The sequence below is a fragment of the Streptomyces inusitatus genome (assembly GCF_014651115.1).
Lineage (GTDB): Bacteria > Actinomycetota > Actinomycetes > Streptomycetales > Streptomycetaceae > Streptomyces > Streptomyces amakusaensis.
Map to the genome: position 1 here is coordinate 124,929 of NZ_BMWG01000020.1, position 15,223 is coordinate 140,151.

A 15,223-nucleotide genomic window follows, 5' to 3' on the forward strand; every position below is an offset into this window, starting at 1 on the left:
GTGCCGGAACGTGGTTGGCAGATCACTTCGGTTATCGAACCACCGGTCTGTTAAGGTCGGTTGGACGCCGGAGGTATCGCATGGTTCCCCACCTGTCCGCCGAAGCCCCGTCAGGCGTGGTCGCCGCGGCGGTGAGGTCGGCTCTCGCCGATCTGGATGCCATGGCGGCCGAGCTGGCCGCGCGGGTCACCGCCGCAGAGACCGAACTGTCGGGGGCGTCGGCCGTGAGCGCGTACGACCGGCGGGAAGCCGTGACCGGCCGGCTGGGGAACTTTCTGCTGCATCTGGCCGGCGAGGTGCCACTCGACCTCGACGCCTTGCGCGCCCTGGGACGCCGCAGGGCCGAGCAGGGGGTGTCGCTGATCGCTCTGCTGGACGCGGTCCGTATCGGCGGCCAGTACGCGTGGGAGGAGCTCACCGCCCGCATCCCGCCCGGGGACGGCGAAGGCGCCGGTGTCCTCCTGGCGGAGGCGCCCCGTCTGTGGTCCGCGCTGAGCGCGGTCTCCGGCGAACTGCGCGCCGGATACGCCGACTCGCTGACCGCCAGTGCCCGCGGCTCGCGGGAGAAGCGCGACGAACTGCTCGATGTCCTGCTCGGTCCGCCGGACGTGGGCTTGCAGGCGACGGCGGCCCAGAGCCTGGGATTACCCCGGTACGGACGTTTCCAGATCGCCGTCGTCGAGCACGGCCAGGCGCTCCCGGCCGACTGGACCCTCCTCGGCGACACCCGGGAGGTCCGGTCGCTGTGGCGGTTCGACCGGCCGGTGTCGCTCTGTCTGGCCGAGGTCGCGGCGGTGCGGCACGTCCGGGGGCTGCGGGAGATCCTGCGTCCGGCGTCGGGGTGGCGCATCGGGGTGAGCCGCTGCTTCCGGGACGTCGTCCAGGCGTCCGCCGCCCGCCGCCAGGCCCTGATCGCCCTCGGTACGGTGTCCGCCGGGGCGCCCGGGGTCGCGCTGTACGGTGAGGATCCGCTCGCCACCCTGGTCGCCAGCGCGCCCGACACCGCGATCGAGGTGGCCGAGGAGCTGTTGCACGGCGTTCTGATCCTGCCGGAGACTGAGCGCGACACCCTGCTGTCCACCTTGGACGGCTGGTTCACGGCGGGCGGGTCGACTGCCGAGGCCGCTCGCGCGCTCTTCTGCCATCGCAACACGGTCCGTTACCGCCTGCGCCGGATCGAGGAGCTGACCGGACTCTCCGTGTCCGACCCCCGCGCCTCGGCCCAGCTGCTGATGGCCTTGCACGCCCGTCTCACACGCTGACCGGACCGGACCGGACCGGACCGGCCGCCGGCCGGTGACGGCGCTTCGGTCACCTTCAGTCGCCTTCGGTCGCCGCGTCCCGCACGGCCATTCCGATCAGATGTGCGGCGAGCCCTCCGCGCAGACCGACGGCGAATTTCTCCTTGGGCGGAGGGAAGCCCATCTCCCGGCTCACGGTCGCGACGGTGTCCGTCGGGTTGGCGAACGGCCACATACCGGCGACGAGCACGATGACGGCGCCGGCGAACTCGTGGGGCGTGGCCTGTGGGAGATGGGGCAGCCGCGCGGCCACCGCTGCCGCCAGTCTGTCGTTGTTCGCCGACGCCTTCCGCTTGAACTCGCGGGCGAACTCCAGCGATATGTTGCGTTCCAGCACGGCGGCCATGGCGCTCAGCAGTTCGCAGAGCATCGGCCGGGCGACCAGGCTGTCGGCGACGATCGTGGCGAGCGCGGACTCCTTCGTACGAGGACGTCCGTCGCCCGGGAGGGGCTTCGGAAGCAGTGTGTCGAGATCGTCCAGCCACGACTGCCACTCGGTGTTCAGCAGTTCGAGGAAGATCGCCTCGCGGCTCTCGAAGTACCCCAGCACGTTCGACTTGGCCAGTCCGACCTCGGTGGCCAGCTCACGCAGGCTGATGTCGGCCACGGGGCGGTCGAGCAGCATGCCGCGAGCGGTGTTCAGGATCGCCGTTTGACGGGCCTCGATCTCGCCCGGGCGGCGGGCGCGTTGGAAGGTGGCTCGTCTGTCCGGCACAGGACCCATGATAGAGACCCGGCCTTCCCTCCCGGCCTCCGGTCCCGGCCCGTCAGTCGAGGCCGGCCAGGACGTGTTCCAGGGTCATGGGCAGCTCGCGGAGGCGGATGCCGGTGGCGTTGTGGACGGCGTTGGCGACGGCCGCCGCTGTGCCGACGATGCCCAGCTCGCCGATGCCCCGGCTGCCCAGGGGATTGAACCGGGTGTCGGGGTGGTCGAGGAAGTGGACGTCGACCTCGGGCACGTCGGCGTTGACGGGGATGAGGTAGTTGGCGAGGTCCGCGTTGACGAGGTGACCGGAGGCGTCCAGATGCAGCCCTTCGTGCAGGGCTGCCGAGATGCCCCAGATCATGCCGCCGACGATCTGGCTGCGTGCGGTCTTGGGATTGACGATACGGCCGGCGTCCATGACTCCGAGCGCCCGGGAGACCCGGATCTCGCCGGTCCACCGATTGACCCGTACCTCCACGAACTGCGCGCCGAACGAGTCAAAGACGTACCGCTCGCTCTCGTCGCCGGGAGCCGCGGTGCCGAGGGCCTCGACTCCCGAGCGCCCCATGGCCTCCAGCAGATCGTCGAAATCCATCGACCGGCCCGGACCGCTCACCCTGCCGCTGTCGTACCGCAGGTCCGCGGGGTCCAGGCCGTGGAAGGGCGAGCTCGGTTCGCCGACGGCCAGCGACAGCAGCGCGGCCACGGCGTTGTGCGCGGCGGCCATGATGGCGGGCCCGACCGTGACCACGCCGCAGGATCCGCCGACGCTGCCCGCCGGGCTGAGTTCGGAGTCGCCGAGACGGGGTTCGACACGGCGGACGGGCAGTCCGAGCGAGTGCGCCGCGACGACGGGAAGGACGGTCCACATCCCGGTGCCCAGGTCGGCGGTGTCGCAGGAGACGAGGGCCGTGCCGTCCGCGCGCAGTCCCACCTTGACCGTGGCCGGGTTGCGGAAGCCGGGGTACACCGAGGTCGCCATTCCCATACCCGTGTACCACTCGCCGTCGAGCCGTGAGCGGGGGCGCGTGCCGCGGCGGCGCCAGCCGAAGCGCTCGGCACCGAGGCGGTAGCACTCGACCAGATGTTTACCGGAGAAGGGGAGTCCGGAGTACGGATGGACGGTCGCGTTGTTCTTGATCCTCAGCCGTACCGGATCCATGCGCAGCGCGACGGCCAGTTCGTCCATCGCCGACTCCAGGGCGAAGGAGCCGCTGGCCTCGCCGGGGGCCCGCATGATGGTGGGGTCCGGGGTGTTCAGCGGTACGGAGGTCTGGCGGACCTCCAGATTGGGGACGGCGTACCAGGCGAGGCTGGTGCGCTGGGCGCTCAGTTCGGCGGATTCCCGGTCCGCGACCGCGCCCGCCAGCGCCCGGTGCGAGAGCGCCGTGAGGGTCCCGTCGGCCGCGGCGCCGAGGGACACCCGCTGCCGGGTGCCGGAGCGGATCACGGTCCCGGTGAAGGACTGCTCCCTGGTCAGGACCACCTTCACCGGGCGGCGCAGGGCGCGTGCCGCCGCGGCGGCGAGCTGCACCTCGGCGTTGGGGCGGTATTTGCCGCCGAAGGATCCGCCGACGAAGGGGTTGACGGCGTGGATGTCGTCGGTGGTCACGCCCAGGGCCTGGGCGAGGGTCTGGACCTGGAGCCCGACGCCCTGGGTTCCGTTGTGGACGGTGAACCGGCCGTCGTCCCAGGTGACCACGGCGGAGTAGGGCTCCATCGCGGCGTGGGCCTGGGGCGCGGTGGTGTAGGCGGCGGAGACGGTGATATGGCTGTCCGCCAGCGCCGCCGTGATGGACGGTACGCCGTCGGCGAGCCGGGTGACCACCGGGGGAATGCCCATGACCGGCGGGATCGGGCGGGCGTTGCCCTCCTCCTCGGCCAGCGAAACGGCGGGCCGCCGTTCGTCGTAGTCGACCTCGACGGTGAACGCCGCGGCACGCGCCTGCTCGAAGCTCTCGGCGACCACGAGCGCGACGATCTGCCCGTGATGGGCGACCGCGGTGTCCTGGAGCGGCGCCCTGAGGCCCTCCACCGGATGGATCGTGAAGGCGTTGAACGGGGTGTAGACGGCGATCACCCCGGGCGAGCGCTCGGCGGTGGAGGTGTCCATGGCCCGGATGACGCCGTGGGCGATGGTGCTGGTCACCGCGTACCCGTGGACCAGACGGGGGTACGAGTGGTCCGCGCCGTACGCGGCACGGCCGCTCACCTTGAGGGGGCCGTCCACCCGGTTGTGGGGGCGGCCGACGACGGGCTCGGCCATGTCATGGCTCCAGGCTCATGAGGGCCCGGACCAGGGTCCGGCGCAGCAGGGGGATCTTGAAGGCGTTGTGGGTCAGCGGGCGGGCGCCGTCCGCCGCGTCGGCGGTCGCGTGTTCGAAGGTCCGCAGCCCCGGGGGGCGGCCCCTCAGCGCGGCCTCCACCCCGGGCAGCCGCCAGGGCACGGTGGCGACGCCGCCGACGGCCACCCGGGCGTCCTCGATGCGCCGGCCGCGCACCTGGAGTGCCACGGCGGCGGAGGCGAGCGCGAACTCGTACGACTGCCGGTCGCGGATCTTCAGATAGGCGGAGTTCCGGGCCCAGGGCAGCCGCGGAACGCTGATCCGGGTGATCAGCTCGCCGGGGCGCAGCGCGTTCTCGATGTGCGGGGTCCCGCCGGGCAGCCGGTAGAAGGAGTCGAGGTCCACGGTCCGGGTTCCGCTCGCATCGCGCAGATCCACCGTGGCGCCGAGGGCGACCAGGGCGACGGCCACGTCACTGGCGTGCGTCGCCGAGCAGTGGGGGCTGGTGCCGAGTACGGCGTGGGCGCGGTTGAATCCCCCGACGGCCGCGCATCCGCTGCCGGGGTCCCGCTTGTCGCAGGGTTCGGCGATGTCCCGGAAATAGGTGCAGCGGGTGCGCTGGAGGAGGTTCCCGCCCATGCTCGCCATATTCCTGAGCTGCTGTGAGGCGCTCAGGAGCAGTGCCTGCGCGATGACCGGGTAGGCGTGTGCGACCTCGGGGTGTTCGGCGACGTCACTCATCCGGGTCAGCGCGCCGATGTGCAGGCCCTTGGCGTCTACGCGGATCCCGGTCAGCGGCAGCCGGTTGATGCCCACCACTCGTGAGGGCCGCATGACCTGGAGTTTCATCAGGTCGATCAGAGTCGTACCGCCGGCGAGGAAGGCGGCCTGCCCACCGGCCGCGTCGAGAGCGCCGGTGATGGTGTCGGGCTCGGTCCACTCGAAGCCGCGCATTACCGCTTCCTCCCGGTGGAGCCGGCCTGCCGGACGGCTCGCACGATGTGGGGATAGGCCGCGCAGCGGCAGAGGTTGCCCGACATGAACTCGCGGATGGCGTCGTCCGACCCCACCGGCCCGTGCTCGACGAGCGCCACCGCGGACATGATCTGGCCCGGGGTGCAGAAGCCGCACTGGAAGGCGTCGGCCTTTATGAACGCCCGCTGCACCGGGTGCGGTACGTCGCCGTCCGCGAGCCCTTCCACCGTGGTGACCTCGCGCTCGTGGGCCGCGACGGCGAGCGTCAGACAGGACAGCGCGGTCCTGCCGTCGATGTGCACCGTGCAGGCCCCGCACTGACCGCGGTCGCACCCCTTCTTGGGGCCGGTGATCCGCAGTCTCTCGCGCAGGGTGTCCAGGAGCGTGGCGCGGTTGTCGACGCCCACCCGGTGCTCGGCGCCGTTCACCCGCAGGGTGACCTCGGTCCCGGGCGGCCCCGGGAGAGGCTGCCCGGGCGCCCCGGCCGCGGCCGCGGCAGCGGCAGCGGCGGTCGCCTGGTCCGGCCGCGGCAGCGCTCCGGCACCGAGGCTCGCCGCGGTGGTACGGCCGATGAAGCCTCGCCTCGACACCCGGGCGGGGCGGGGCGGGCGTTCGGGCTCGGGGGACATCGTGGATCCGCCTCTCTCCGGGGCAGGGAGCGACGGGCCGCGCCGACGTTCGCCGGGCGGCGCGCCCGCTCACCGACGTACTCAGTGTCACGGTCGCGCCCGTAGGGGCTCCATGTGCGCGGGGCGCGCGCTGACGTCCCCGGTCTGTGCCGGGGGCCAAGGATGTCGGTCCCGGCCGGGTCGGCGGCTCGTCCCGCCCTCCTGGCGGCCGGCGGCTCTTCGTACGGATCGTGGCCCCCGAACGGGTGAACGCGCTCGGGCACGGCCTTTCGGAGCCGGGGGCGGCGGCGTTCGCACGGAGTCGCGCGGCCATCGGCCTCCGCGGATAATGCAACACTGTTTCGCTAGCATGCTCTCGTGGCCGCCGCTCGGCCCCGCGTCCTCATGGGCGGTCTGTTCGCTCGCCCTCCCGTCCGTGTCAGGAGACCGAGATGCTGGACATCGCCGACGAGTTGCACCGATGGGTCGGCCGGGGCCGCGACTTCGCCGTGGCGACGGTGGTGGCCGTGGGCGGCAGCGCGCCCCGGCAGCCGGGCGCGGCCCTGGCCGTGGACACCGAAGGGACCGCCGTCGGTTCGGTGTCGGGCGGGTGCGTGGAGGGTGCGGTCTACGAACTGTGCCGACAGGCGCTGGACGAGGGGCGACCGCTTCTGGAGCGATTCGGACACAGCGACGAGGACGCGTTCGCGGTAGGTCTGACCTGCGGAGGCGTGATCGACATCCTGATCACCCCGGTCCGCGCCGACACCCCGGGCCGGGAGGCGTTCGCGGCGGCGCTGCGGGCCGCGGCCGAGGGCGAGCCGGCCGCGCTTGTCCGGGTCGTCGACGGGCCCGCCCCACTGATCGGCAGCGTGATGACGGTGTGGTCGGACGGGGCCAGGGTGGGCGGTTTCGCGGGGGACGAGGAGCTGGAGCGCACGGTCGTGGGGGAGGCGCTGGCGTTCCTCGGCGCGGGGCGGACGGGAACGGCCGAGGTGGGTGCGGGCGGGTCGCGGTGCGGCGAGCCGCTGACCCTGCTGGTGGAGACGTCGGTGCCCGCGCCCCGGATGGTGGTGTTCGGCGCGATCGACTTCGCGGCGGCGCTGGTGCGGATGGGGAAGTTCCTCGGCTACCGCGTGACGGTGTGCGACGCCCGGCCGGTGTTCGCGACGAGAGCCCGGTTCCCGGCGGCGGACGACGTGGTGGTGGAGTGGCCGCACCGCTATCTGGAACGTACGGACGTGGACAGCCGGACCGTGCTGTGCGTGCTGACCCATGACGCGAAGTTCGACGTGCCGCTGCTGCGGCTGGCCCTGCGGCTGCCGGTCGCCTATGTGGGGGCGATGGGGTCGCGGCGGACCCACGAGGAGCGGAACCGCCGGTTGCGCGAGGCGGGCGTCCCGGAGCGGGAACTGGCACGGCTGCGGTCACCCATCGGGCTGGATCTGGGCGCGCGCACGCCGGAGGAGGTGGCCGTGTCGATCGCTTCGGAGATCATCGCCCATGGGCGGGGCGGCGGCGGCCGCCCCCTCACCGGGGCCCGCACCCCCATCCACCCGCAGCCCCGCCGGACCGCCTCGACCCGGTCCTCCTGACCCGGGGCGTCAGTTCACCGGCTCCGTCATCCGGTACGGCCCGCCGCGTTACAGTGCCCGCATGACCACTCCGCCGTTCCTGCGCGCCCGCAGCCCGGAGCACAAGGAGCGGCGACGGCAGGACATCCTGCGGGCCGCCGCCGAGCTGGGGCGGCGTGACGGCGTTCGGCCGGTCACCCTCACCGACATCGCCGCCGGGGCAGGCGTCCACAAGTCGGCCGTGCTGAGGTACTTCGCGTCCCGGGAGGCCGTCTTCCTTCTGCTGACCGCGGAGGGCTGGCAGGACTGGGCCGACGCGGTCGGCGAGGCGCTGCGGGGACCCGAGGACCCCCGCACGGTCGCGACCGCCCTCGCCGCCACGCTCGGGGACCGCCCCCTCTTCTGCGACCTGCTGGGACACGCACAGCTCAACCTCGAACGCGGGGTGACCCGGCAGCAGGTCCGCGACTTCAAGGTCACGACCCTCGACGCCGTCGACCGTGTCGCCCGGGCCCTGACCACAGCCCTGCCCTGGATGGACCGAGGGCAGGCGGTCGACATGATCGCGGCGACGACCGCGATGGCGGCCCAGCAGTGGCAGACCTCGAACCCCCCGGAAACCCTCGCCCGCCTCTATGCCGAAGACCCGCTCCTCGCCCACATGGCCTCCGAATTCGTCCCCCGGCTCGCGCGGCTCGTGACCCTGCTGCTGACCGGAGCCTCGGCGACGTCGCGAGGAGAGGCGTAGCGGGGCGGCCCGGGCACCGGGGTGCCGGGGTGCCGCAGGTCTGCCGCGGAGGGCGCGCGGGCGGGGAACTCATCTTTATGGGGCCGCCGCCCAGTTCGCGCCCGGGGACGAGAGCCGCCACAGCACCAGCACGCCCCCGGCGAGCAGGCTCAGCGCCACGCCCAGGACGAGGGAGAGCCCGGCCTTCAAGAGGGCGGCTCCGGCCAGGGCGCCGAGGAACATCGCCAGCACGGACAGGATCCGCCGGCCGGGGCTGGGCGCCGCCCCGCCGGCCGGGCCGGAGTCGGCGGCGAGCCCGGTCAGGGTGAGGGTGAGCACGGTCGTCGTCAGGTCCGGGACGCCGAGCCGCCGGGCTACCGCGTTCTGCAGCCCCATCGCGAGGCCGAGGAGCACGATCAGGGCGTACCGGACGCCGCCGCCCGCCGAGTCGTGGGCCGCGGCGGTCGTGCCCAGGGCCGCCGCGAACAGCACTGTCTGTACGGTCATGGCCCGGGCGAGCAGCCGGCCCCGGTGCGCGGCGAAGCGGACACCGAAGCGGCCGCCGGCCAGCGCTCCGGCGAGGAAGGCCGCGAGGGAGACGGCGGAGGCGAGGGCCGACAGGCCGTCCGCGCCCGCGAGGGCGAAGGCGAGGAACACCACGTTGCCCGTCATATTGGCGACGAAGACGTGCCCGAGCGCCAGATAGCTCACCGCGTCCACCAGTCCCGTCACGACGGTGAGGACGAGCAGCAGCGGCGGCAGCGGGCCGTGCCGGTCCCCCTTCGGGGGGACCAGTGTGCGAGCCGCGTCAACCAGCAGTGCGCGCATTCCCGGCCGCTCCTTCCGCGGCTGAGGGGACGCGGTGCAGCACCGCCCGTGTGAGCAGCCCGCTGACGGGGCCGACGACGAGGGCGGTGACGGGGATCCACCCGGGCCAGGGGGTCAGCCCGAGCGCGTGGTCCGCCGACCAGCGGCCGGGGCCGGTGAGCGCGAGCACCCCGGCCACGACGACGAGGAAGAGGGGGTACTCGTACCCGTCGTGCCGCACCCACAGCCCGTTGCGCCACTTGACGGTGACGGCCACCGTCATCACTCCCGCGGCGACCGCCGCCGCCGGGGGAGTGAGCAGCCCCGCGGCCAGGAACAGGCCGGCGCCGATCTGGCCGCCGCCCGCCGCGAGCGCGGTGAGCCTGCCGCCGCGGAACCCGTCCCGCCGGAATTCCTCGACTCCTCCGGCCAGGCCCTCGCCGCCCAGCCGGAAGCTGACCTTCTGCACTCCGTGCCCGGCGACGAGGAGTCCCGCCACCAGCCGGAGGACCAACAGCCCGGTGTCCATCACATTCCCGTCCGCTCCGTCCCCGTCCGTCTTCGGGCTGTCAGCCGGCCGCGTGGGCGCCGATGACGGCCTGCGCGTACACGACACCGAGGCCGTAGGCGCCGGCGTGCTCCTTGACCACCTCGGAGGTGGCGGCGTACGTCCCGGTGCGGGCCCAGTCGCGCTGGAGCTCCAGGAGCACCTGGATCCAGGTCACCGGGATCGCGCCGCCCAGGAGCATGCGCTGCACGGCGTGCTCGTGCGCCTGCGGGCTGACGCCGCCGGACGCGTCGGTCACCACGTACACCTCGTAGCCCTGGGCGATGGCGGACAGCGCGGGCAGGACCACGCAGACCTCGGTCCACAGGCCGGCGATGACGAGCTTCTCGCGGCCGGTCGCCTTCACGGCCTCGACGAAGGCCGTGTCCTCCCAGGCGTTCATCGAGGTGCGGTCGACGATGCTCTGCCCGGGGAAGACGGCGGCGAGCTGCGGCAGGATCGGCCCGGAGAAGGACTCGGCGGCGACGGTGCTCAGTACGACCGGCACGTTGAAGACCCGGGCGGCCTTCGCCAGACCCACGGTGGAGTTGATGATGGCGGTGCGGTCGCCGCTGCCGGTGCCGAAGAACATCTGCGGCTGGTGGTCCACGAAGAGGACGGCGCAGTTGTCGGGGGTGAGCAGGTCAGGGCTGGGCGCTGCGGTGACCTGGGCGATGTCGACCATCGGAGTGACTGCCTTTCATCGGTTGACACGGACGGGCGTCGGTGTGGCTTCGGTGCGGTGGTTTCAGAAGGAGGCGCAGGCGTCGAAGCCCCCGCCTCCATAGGCGTCCCCCGCGTCCCCGGGCCGGCGGGCGAGGTCTCGGCTGACCCGCCATCGCAGGTGTTCGCCGGACTCGCCGCAGGCCTCGCCGATCGCCTCGGCCTGGCGTACGCCACCGTGAAGCGCCGGCTCGGCCGACCGGTATCCGCCGAAGTGCGCGACCGGGCTCCAGACGGGGCTCACGGGCGGCAGTTCCTCGTCGAGGCCCTCGTACTCGCCGGTGGCGTACACGATGCGCCCGCCGACGACGGTGAGCAGGGACTCGATGTGCGGGATCTCGTTCTCCGGCACGGTGAAATAGTCCTCGGAGAGGAGGGCGAAGTCGCCGAGGAATCCCGCGCGCAGAATGCCCTTCAGGCCTTGTTCGCCGGTGAGCTCCGCACCCGCGGTGGTGAACATCGCGAGCGCGGTGTCGCGGTCGACCAGGTTGGACGGCGGGCGGAGGAGAAGATCGCCGACGGTGCGGCCGGACACCAGCCAGTGGAGTGCGACCCAGGGGTTGTACGTGGAGACGCGGGTGGCGTCGGTGCCCGCGCCGACGGTCAGGCCCCGCTCCAGCATGGCCCGGACGGGAGGCGCGTCGGCGGCGGCGCCGACGCCGTAACGGCGTACGAAGGCCCCACCCTGGAACGACAGCCTGTTCTGTACGGACACGGCGCCGCCGAGGGCGGCGATGCGGTCGAGGCTCCGCGCGGTGACGGTCTCGGCGTGGTCGAAGAGCCAGCGGTTGCCCGCGGGGAACAGGCCCTCGGTGGCCAGCCGTTCGAAGACGGCGAGATCGCGGCGGATGGTCTCGTCGTAGGTGGCGTGCAGCCGGAATCCCCAGCCGTTCTCCATGAGGAGACGCACGGCCTTCTCGAACTCCCGCTCGTAGCCGGGGCTGAGTTCGGGGCGGGGCTGGGCGAAGTTCTCGAAGTCCGCCGCGGCCCAGGTCAGATTCTCACCCGCGCCGTTGAGCCGTAGCCACTCGTCGCCGTCCCCCGGGCGGGTGGTCTCGATCCAGCGCGTGAGGTCGGCGAGCTCCTGGCCCGCCGTCTGCGGGAAGAGGTGGTAGGCGATGCGTACCGTCAGCTGTCCGGCACGGGCGAGGTCCACGACCGCGGCGTAGTTCTCGGGGAAGTTCTGGAAGCCGCCGGCCGCGTCGATCGCCGAGGTCAGCCCGAAGCGGTTGAGTTCGCGCAGGAAGTGCCGGGTCGACGTCTTCTTGTCCTTGCCTTCGAGGGCCGGAGCCTTCGCCAGGGTCGAGTAGAGGATCAGGGCGCTGGGCGCCGCGAGGAGCATGCCGGTCGGCTCGCCGTCCCGGCCCCGCACGATCTGACCGCCCTGGGGATCGGGAGTGTCCCGGGCGATGCCGGCGGCCTTCAGCGCGGCCCGGTTGAGCACCGCCGACTGGTACAGGTGCAGCACGAACACCGGGGTGTCCGGGGCGGCGGCGTTCAGCTCGGCGACGGTCGGCAGCCGGCCTTCCGCGAACTGCTCGGCCGACCAGCCGCCCACCACGCGCACCCACTGCCCCTTGGGTGTCCGGGCGGCCTGTTCCCGCAGCATGGCGAGGCCCTCGCGCAGACCGCGCACCCCGTCCCAGCGCAGTTCGAGGACGTAGTTGAGGCCGCCGCGGATGACGTGGAGATGGGAGTCGTTGAGGCCTGGCACCATGCGGCGGCCGAGCGCGTCGACGACTCGGGTCACGGGGCCGACGTGATCGGCCATGTCGTGGTCGTCGCCGACGGCGAGGACGCGCCCGGCGCGGACGGCGACCGCCTGGGCGACGGGGCGGCGCGTGTCCCCCGTATGGATCTTCGCGTTGCGGACGACGAGGTCCGCCGCGTTCTCGCTGGTGGGCCGGGGCACCAGACCACCGACCGGCATCGTGGACACCTTCCGCGAACCTCCTGCGACATGGATGCGGCGCGCACCAAGGGCCTCGGCGAAGGGCCCTCGATCCGCTTCACCGCCACGCTAGGCCGGTACTCGGCACCGGACTTCCCCGACAGCGCACCGGCACCGGCCCGGCAGCGCACGGCCCCTCGCCGCCCTCACCGCCCACGGTGCCCGCCGCCCGGCAGGCGTCCTCAGCTCCGCCGGGGCAACCGGTCCAGTACGTCGCGCAGTTGGGCGCGGCCCGTGACACCGAGCTTGGGGAAGACCTTGCCCAGGTGGAATCCGACGGTTCGCGGGGACAGATACAGCCGGACGGCGATGTCCCGGTTGGTCAGCCCCTCCGCCGCCAACCGCGCGATGCGCAGTTCCTGCGGGGTCAGCTCGGCGGCGGCCGGGAGCGGGACGGCATCGGCGACGGACACGCCCGCCGCCCGGAGTTCGGAGGTCGCGCGCTCCGTCCACGGACGGGCATCGAGCCGTTCGAAGATCTCCAGAGCCGTGGCGAGGAAGGGGCGGGCCTCGGCGGATCTGCGGTGCCGTCGCAGCCACTCGCCGAAGTCGAGCTGGGCGAGAGCGTGCTCGAAGGGCCACCGGGACGCCTTCGGGTCGGCGAGCGATGCGCGGAAGTGCGGCTCCGCCTCACCGGAGCCGCTCAGCAGCGCCGCGGCCCGGTGTACGACGGAGGTGAGCCGGGCCGATCCGGGGCGGCCCAGGGAGGCCCTCGCGGCGTCGAGTACGGCCCGGGCGTCATCCTGGCGGCCGGCTCGGACGGCGGCCGCGGCCAGGTCCGCGAGGCAGTAGTACGAAGCATGGTGATGGACGGGGGCGGGGCGGAAGTCCCGGGTGAACACCCTGCGCAGATGCTCGTACGCCGCCCGGTGGTCGCCTGACGCGACGGCCGCGAGGCCGAGGGCGTGGCAGTGCCGCACATAGAGGCCGCGGGAGCCGCGCAGGTCGACGCCGCGCACGGCGTCGGCGGCGCGGGACCGGGCCCCGGCGTGGTCGCCGCGAACGGCCCGCAGGGTGGCCTGGAGGACCGGGGCGCCCACGGCGACGTTGTCCGCGCCGGCCTCCCTGGCCATGCACAGGGCGTCCGCGGCGGCGGTCTCGGCCGCCGTCCACGCCCCGCTCTCGAACAGGGCCAGGGCGAGGCTCTGTGCGACGCCGCAGTTGGTGCCGGCCGTGGCGGCGCGGCGATGGTGGTCCCGGGCCCGGCCCAGGAGGCGAACGGCGGTCCCGGTCTCGTCCAGGATCCAGGCGCAGAGGCCGAGGACGACCGCATCGGGAAGGGAGTCCTCCCGCAGGGCGTCCACCAGACCGTTCAGCCGCCCGACGGCCGCCTCCCGCTCCGCGAACGGATCCGCGACCAGCCGCGACCACAGACCCCCGCTGTGATCCGGTTGCGGCGGTATCAGCCGGCCGATCCGGCGCAGCTCGGCGCGGTGGAACGGGTCGCCGGAGCCGTACGCCGGGGTCGCGCCGGTGCTCAGGGCGTTCAGCGCCAGCTCCGGCTCGACCGCGGCCATCGTCTCCGCCACACGCAGCAGCAGGCCGAGCGAGTCGTCGTGCCGCAGGGTGACCGCCAGTGACCAGCCGCCGAGCAGCTCCGCCTCGGAGCGCGTCCGGGCGTCGTCCGTGAGACGGCCGACCCGGCCGGTGATCTCGCCGACCCACTGGGGATGCCCGGCCAGCATGGCGTACGAGGCCGCGGAGAGCAGCCGCCCGGCGCGTCGCCCGGTGTCGGGGGTGAGGTCGGCGGCCCGTTCCAGGGCCTTGGCGGCGGCCCCGTATCCTCCCCGGCGCCGATGGCGTTCGGCGCTCTCCGCGAGGGCCGCCGCGACATCCTCGTCCGGCCCGGGCGCGGCCGCGGCCAGATGCCAGGCGCGCCGGTCGGGTTCACCGGCGTGGGCCTTCGCGAGGGCCAGATGGGCCGTGCGCCGGTCGGTGAACGAGGCGCTCTGGTAGACCGCGGAGCGGACGAGAGGATGGCGGACGCGGACCCGGCCGCTCTCCACCCGTACCAGTCCGGCCTCTTCCGCGGGCAGCCACACCCGGGCGTCGTCGTCCGCGAGCCGAGTGGCCTGCCATGCCTCCACCGGGGTGTCCGTACCGGCCGCCGCCGCCAGGAGCAGTGCGCGCCGGGTCGCCTCGGGAAGGAGGGGCAGACCGGCGGCGAAGAGCCGCTCCAGCCGCTCGGTGAGAGGCAGCACGCCGAGGGATTCGAAGCCGCCGCCGGCCGTGGACGCGGCGGAGACACGGGCCAGTTCGACAAGGGCCAGCGGATTGCCGGCGGCCTGCTCCAGAACGAGGGTCCGGACCCTGCCCCGCGGGCGGTACGGCTGAGCGTCCAGCAGCAGTCCGGCCGCGACCCGGTCCAGCGGGCCGACCGTCAGATGCGCGAAGTCACGGTCGAAGCGAGTCGGCACCGCCTCCTCCCGCGCCGTGATCAGCAGGGCGATCCGTTCGCCCTCCAGGCGGCGGGCGACGAACGCGAGCACATCGAGCGAGCCGACATCCAGCCACTGGGCGTCGTCCACGGTGACGAACAGGGGCCGTACGGCCGCCACGTCCGAGAGCATCGTGAGCACGCCCATCCTGATCATCAGCGGATCGGGCGGCTCCCGCCCGTCGTCGGCGGCCGTGCCGAACGCGCTCCGCAGGGCGTCACGCTGTCGAGGGGGCAGGCCGTCGACAGCGGTGAGGACCGGGCGCAACAGCTGGTGGACCCCGGCGAAGGCCAGATCGTGTTCGCGCTCCGAGCCCCGCGCCCGCAGCACTCTCCAGCCGCGTGCCCCGGCCTCGGCCCCGGAGCGCGTCACGAGGGCGGTCTTTCCCACCCCGGGGTCTCCGGTCAGGACGAGAACATTCGGACCGGTGACGACGGATTTTCCACTCCCCGCCCCGGCGGCGGCGAGGAGCCGGCGGATCGCCTCCAGCTCGCGGTCCCTGCCCCGCAACTCCTCGTCCTGGTGAGCGGTGTGCGCACCGGTTTCCATGATCGCCCCTCCCGGAACCCATGATGTCAGCC

At 73.3% G+C, this 15,223-nt stretch carries 12 protein-coding genes; 3 read left to right on the forward strand and 9 right to left on the reverse strand.

Going from position 1 to position 15,223, the window contains the following annotated elements; genetic code table 11:
- Positions 1 to 80 precede the first annotated feature (80 nt).
- A complete protein-coding gene (locus IE247_RS34830) occupies positions 81 to 1,262 on the forward strand; it encodes a PucR family transcriptional regulator (protein WP_308433260.1) in 1,182 nt (393 codons plus the stop codon).
- A 55-nt stretch (positions 1,263 to 1,317) separates the two neighbouring features.
- Here the strand turns inward: IE247_RS34830 and IE247_RS25580 are convergent, their stop codons facing one another.
- Genes IE247_RS25580 through IE247_RS25595 form a run of 4 tightly spaced genes read right to left on the reverse strand, consistent with a single transcriptional unit; the run spans position 1,318 to position 5,896 of the window.
- Positions 1,318 to 2,016 (reverse strand): TetR/AcrR family transcriptional regulator, encoded by a 699-nt coding sequence (locus IE247_RS25580; protein ID WP_229869346.1) that lies wholly within the window; start codon positions 2,014 to 2,016, stop codon positions 1,318 to 1,320.
- 52 nt (positions 2,017 to 2,068) lie between these two features.
- On the reverse strand, positions 2,069 to 4,273 hold the full coding sequence (locus tag IE247_RS25585; RefSeq protein WP_190125627.1) for a xanthine dehydrogenase family protein molybdopterin-binding subunit: 2,205 nt from the start codon (positions 4,271 to 4,273) through the stop codon (positions 2,069 to 2,071).
- Between the two features lies 1 nt (position 4,274).
- On the reverse strand, positions 4,275 to 5,246 hold the full coding sequence (locus IE247_RS25590) for an FAD binding domain-containing protein (protein ID WP_190125628.1): 972 nt from the start codon (positions 5,244 to 5,246) through the stop codon (positions 4,275 to 4,277).
- Complete coding sequence (locus IE247_RS25595; RefSeq protein WP_190125629.1) at positions 5,246 to 5,896, reverse strand: (2Fe-2S)-binding protein; 651 nt, start codon at positions 5,894 to 5,896, stop codon at positions 5,246 to 5,248. Before IE247_RS25595 ends, IE247_RS25590 begins: the two co-directional genes overlap by 1 nt.
- Positions 5,897 to 6,327: 431 nt before the next feature.
- On the opposite strand from IE247_RS25595, the gene IE247_RS25600 reads away from it, so the two are divergent.
- Together IE247_RS25600 and IE247_RS25605 are read left to right on the forward strand one after the other, a co-directional pair.
- Positions 6,328 to 7,470, forward strand: coding sequence for an XdhC family protein (locus IE247_RS25600; protein WP_190125630.1), 1,143 nt, complete (start codon positions 6,328 to 6,330; stop codon positions 7,468 to 7,470).
- 61 nt (positions 7,471 to 7,531) lie between these two features.
- Entirely contained in the window at positions 7,532 to 8,197 is a 666-nt protein-coding gene (locus IE247_RS25605; protein ID WP_190125631.1) for a TetR/AcrR family transcriptional regulator, read from the forward strand.
- A 75-nt stretch (positions 8,198 to 8,272) separates the two neighbouring features.
- On the opposite strand, the gene IE247_RS25610 is transcribed toward IE247_RS25605, so the two are convergent.
- From IE247_RS25610 to IE247_RS25630, 5 genes are all read right to left on the reverse strand, one after another.
- Positions 8,273 to 9,004, reverse strand: a complete 732-nt coding sequence (locus IE247_RS25610; protein WP_190125632.1) for a DUF1275 family protein — start codon at positions 9,002 to 9,004, stop codon at positions 8,273 to 8,275.
- Positions 8,985 to 9,512, reverse strand: a complete 528-nt coding sequence (locus IE247_RS25615) for a DoxX family protein (protein WP_190125633.1) — start codon at positions 9,510 to 9,512, stop codon at positions 8,985 to 8,987. The genes IE247_RS25610 and IE247_RS25615 overlap by 20 nt, the downstream gene beginning before the upstream one ends.
- A gap of 40 nt (positions 9,513 to 9,552) precedes the next feature.
- A complete protein-coding gene (locus IE247_RS25620) occupies positions 9,553 to 10,215 on the reverse strand; it encodes a hydrolase (RefSeq protein WP_190125634.1) in 663 nt (220 codons plus the stop codon).
- Between the two features lie 63 nt (positions 10,216 to 10,278).
- The gene (locus IE247_RS25625; RefSeq protein ID WP_190125661.1) at positions 10,279 to 12,183 is read right to left on the reverse strand and encodes an amidohydrolase; all 1,905 of its coding nucleotides are present in this window, start codon (positions 12,181 to 12,183) and stop codon (positions 10,279 to 10,281) included.
- A gap of 203 nt (positions 12,184 to 12,386) precedes the next feature.
- Positions 12,387 to 15,191 carry an AAA family ATPase gene (locus IE247_RS25630; RefSeq protein ID WP_190125635.1) on the reverse strand — a complete coding sequence of 935 codons (2,805 nt, stop codon included), beginning with the start codon at positions 15,189 to 15,191 and terminating at the stop codon, positions 12,387 to 12,389.
- Positions 15,192 to 15,223: the final 32 nt, after the last annotated feature.

Bases quoted from the DNA above. Each gene is read 5' to 3' on its own strand.
- IE247_RS34830 (WP_308433260.1), top strand. From the start codon at position 81: ATGGTTCCCCACCTGTCCGCCGAAGCCCCGTCAGGCGTGGTCGCCGCG.
- IE247_RS25585 (WP_190125627.1), bottom strand. From the start codon at position 4,273: ATGGCCGAGCCCGTCGTCGGCCGCCCCCACAACCGGGTGGACGGCCCC.
- IE247_RS25590 (WP_190125628.1), bottom strand. From the start codon at position 5,246: ATGCGCGGCTTCGAGTGGACCGAGCCCGACACCATCACCGGCGCTCTC.
- IE247_RS25595 (WP_190125629.1), bottom strand. From the start codon at position 5,896: ATGTCCCCCGAGCCCGAACGCCCGCCCCGCCCCGCCCGGGTGTCGAGG.
- IE247_RS25600 (WP_190125630.1), top strand. From the start codon at position 6,328: ATGCTGGACATCGCCGACGAGTTGCACCGATGGGTCGGCCGGGGCCGC.
- IE247_RS25605 (WP_190125631.1), top strand. From the start codon at position 7,532: ATGACCACTCCGCCGTTCCTGCGCGCCCGCAGCCCGGAGCACAAGGAG.
- IE247_RS25610 (WP_190125632.1), bottom strand. From the start codon at position 9,004: ATGCGCGCACTGCTGGTTGACGCGGCTCGCACACTGGTCCCCCCGAAG.
- IE247_RS25615 (WP_190125633.1), bottom strand. From the start codon at position 9,512: ATGGACACCGGGCTGTTGGTCCTCCGGCTGGTGGCGGGACTCCTCGTC.
- IE247_RS25620 (WP_190125634.1), bottom strand. From the start codon at position 10,215: ATGGTCGACATCGCCCAGGTCACCGCAGCGCCCAGCCCTGACCTGCTC.
- IE247_RS25625 (WP_190125661.1), bottom strand. From the start codon at position 12,183: ATGCCGGTCGGTGGTCTGGTGCCCCGGCCCACCAGCGAGAACGCGGCG.
- IE247_RS25630 (WP_190125635.1), bottom strand. From the start codon at position 15,191: ATGGAAACCGGTGCGCACACCGCTCACCAGGACGAGGAGTTGCGGGGC.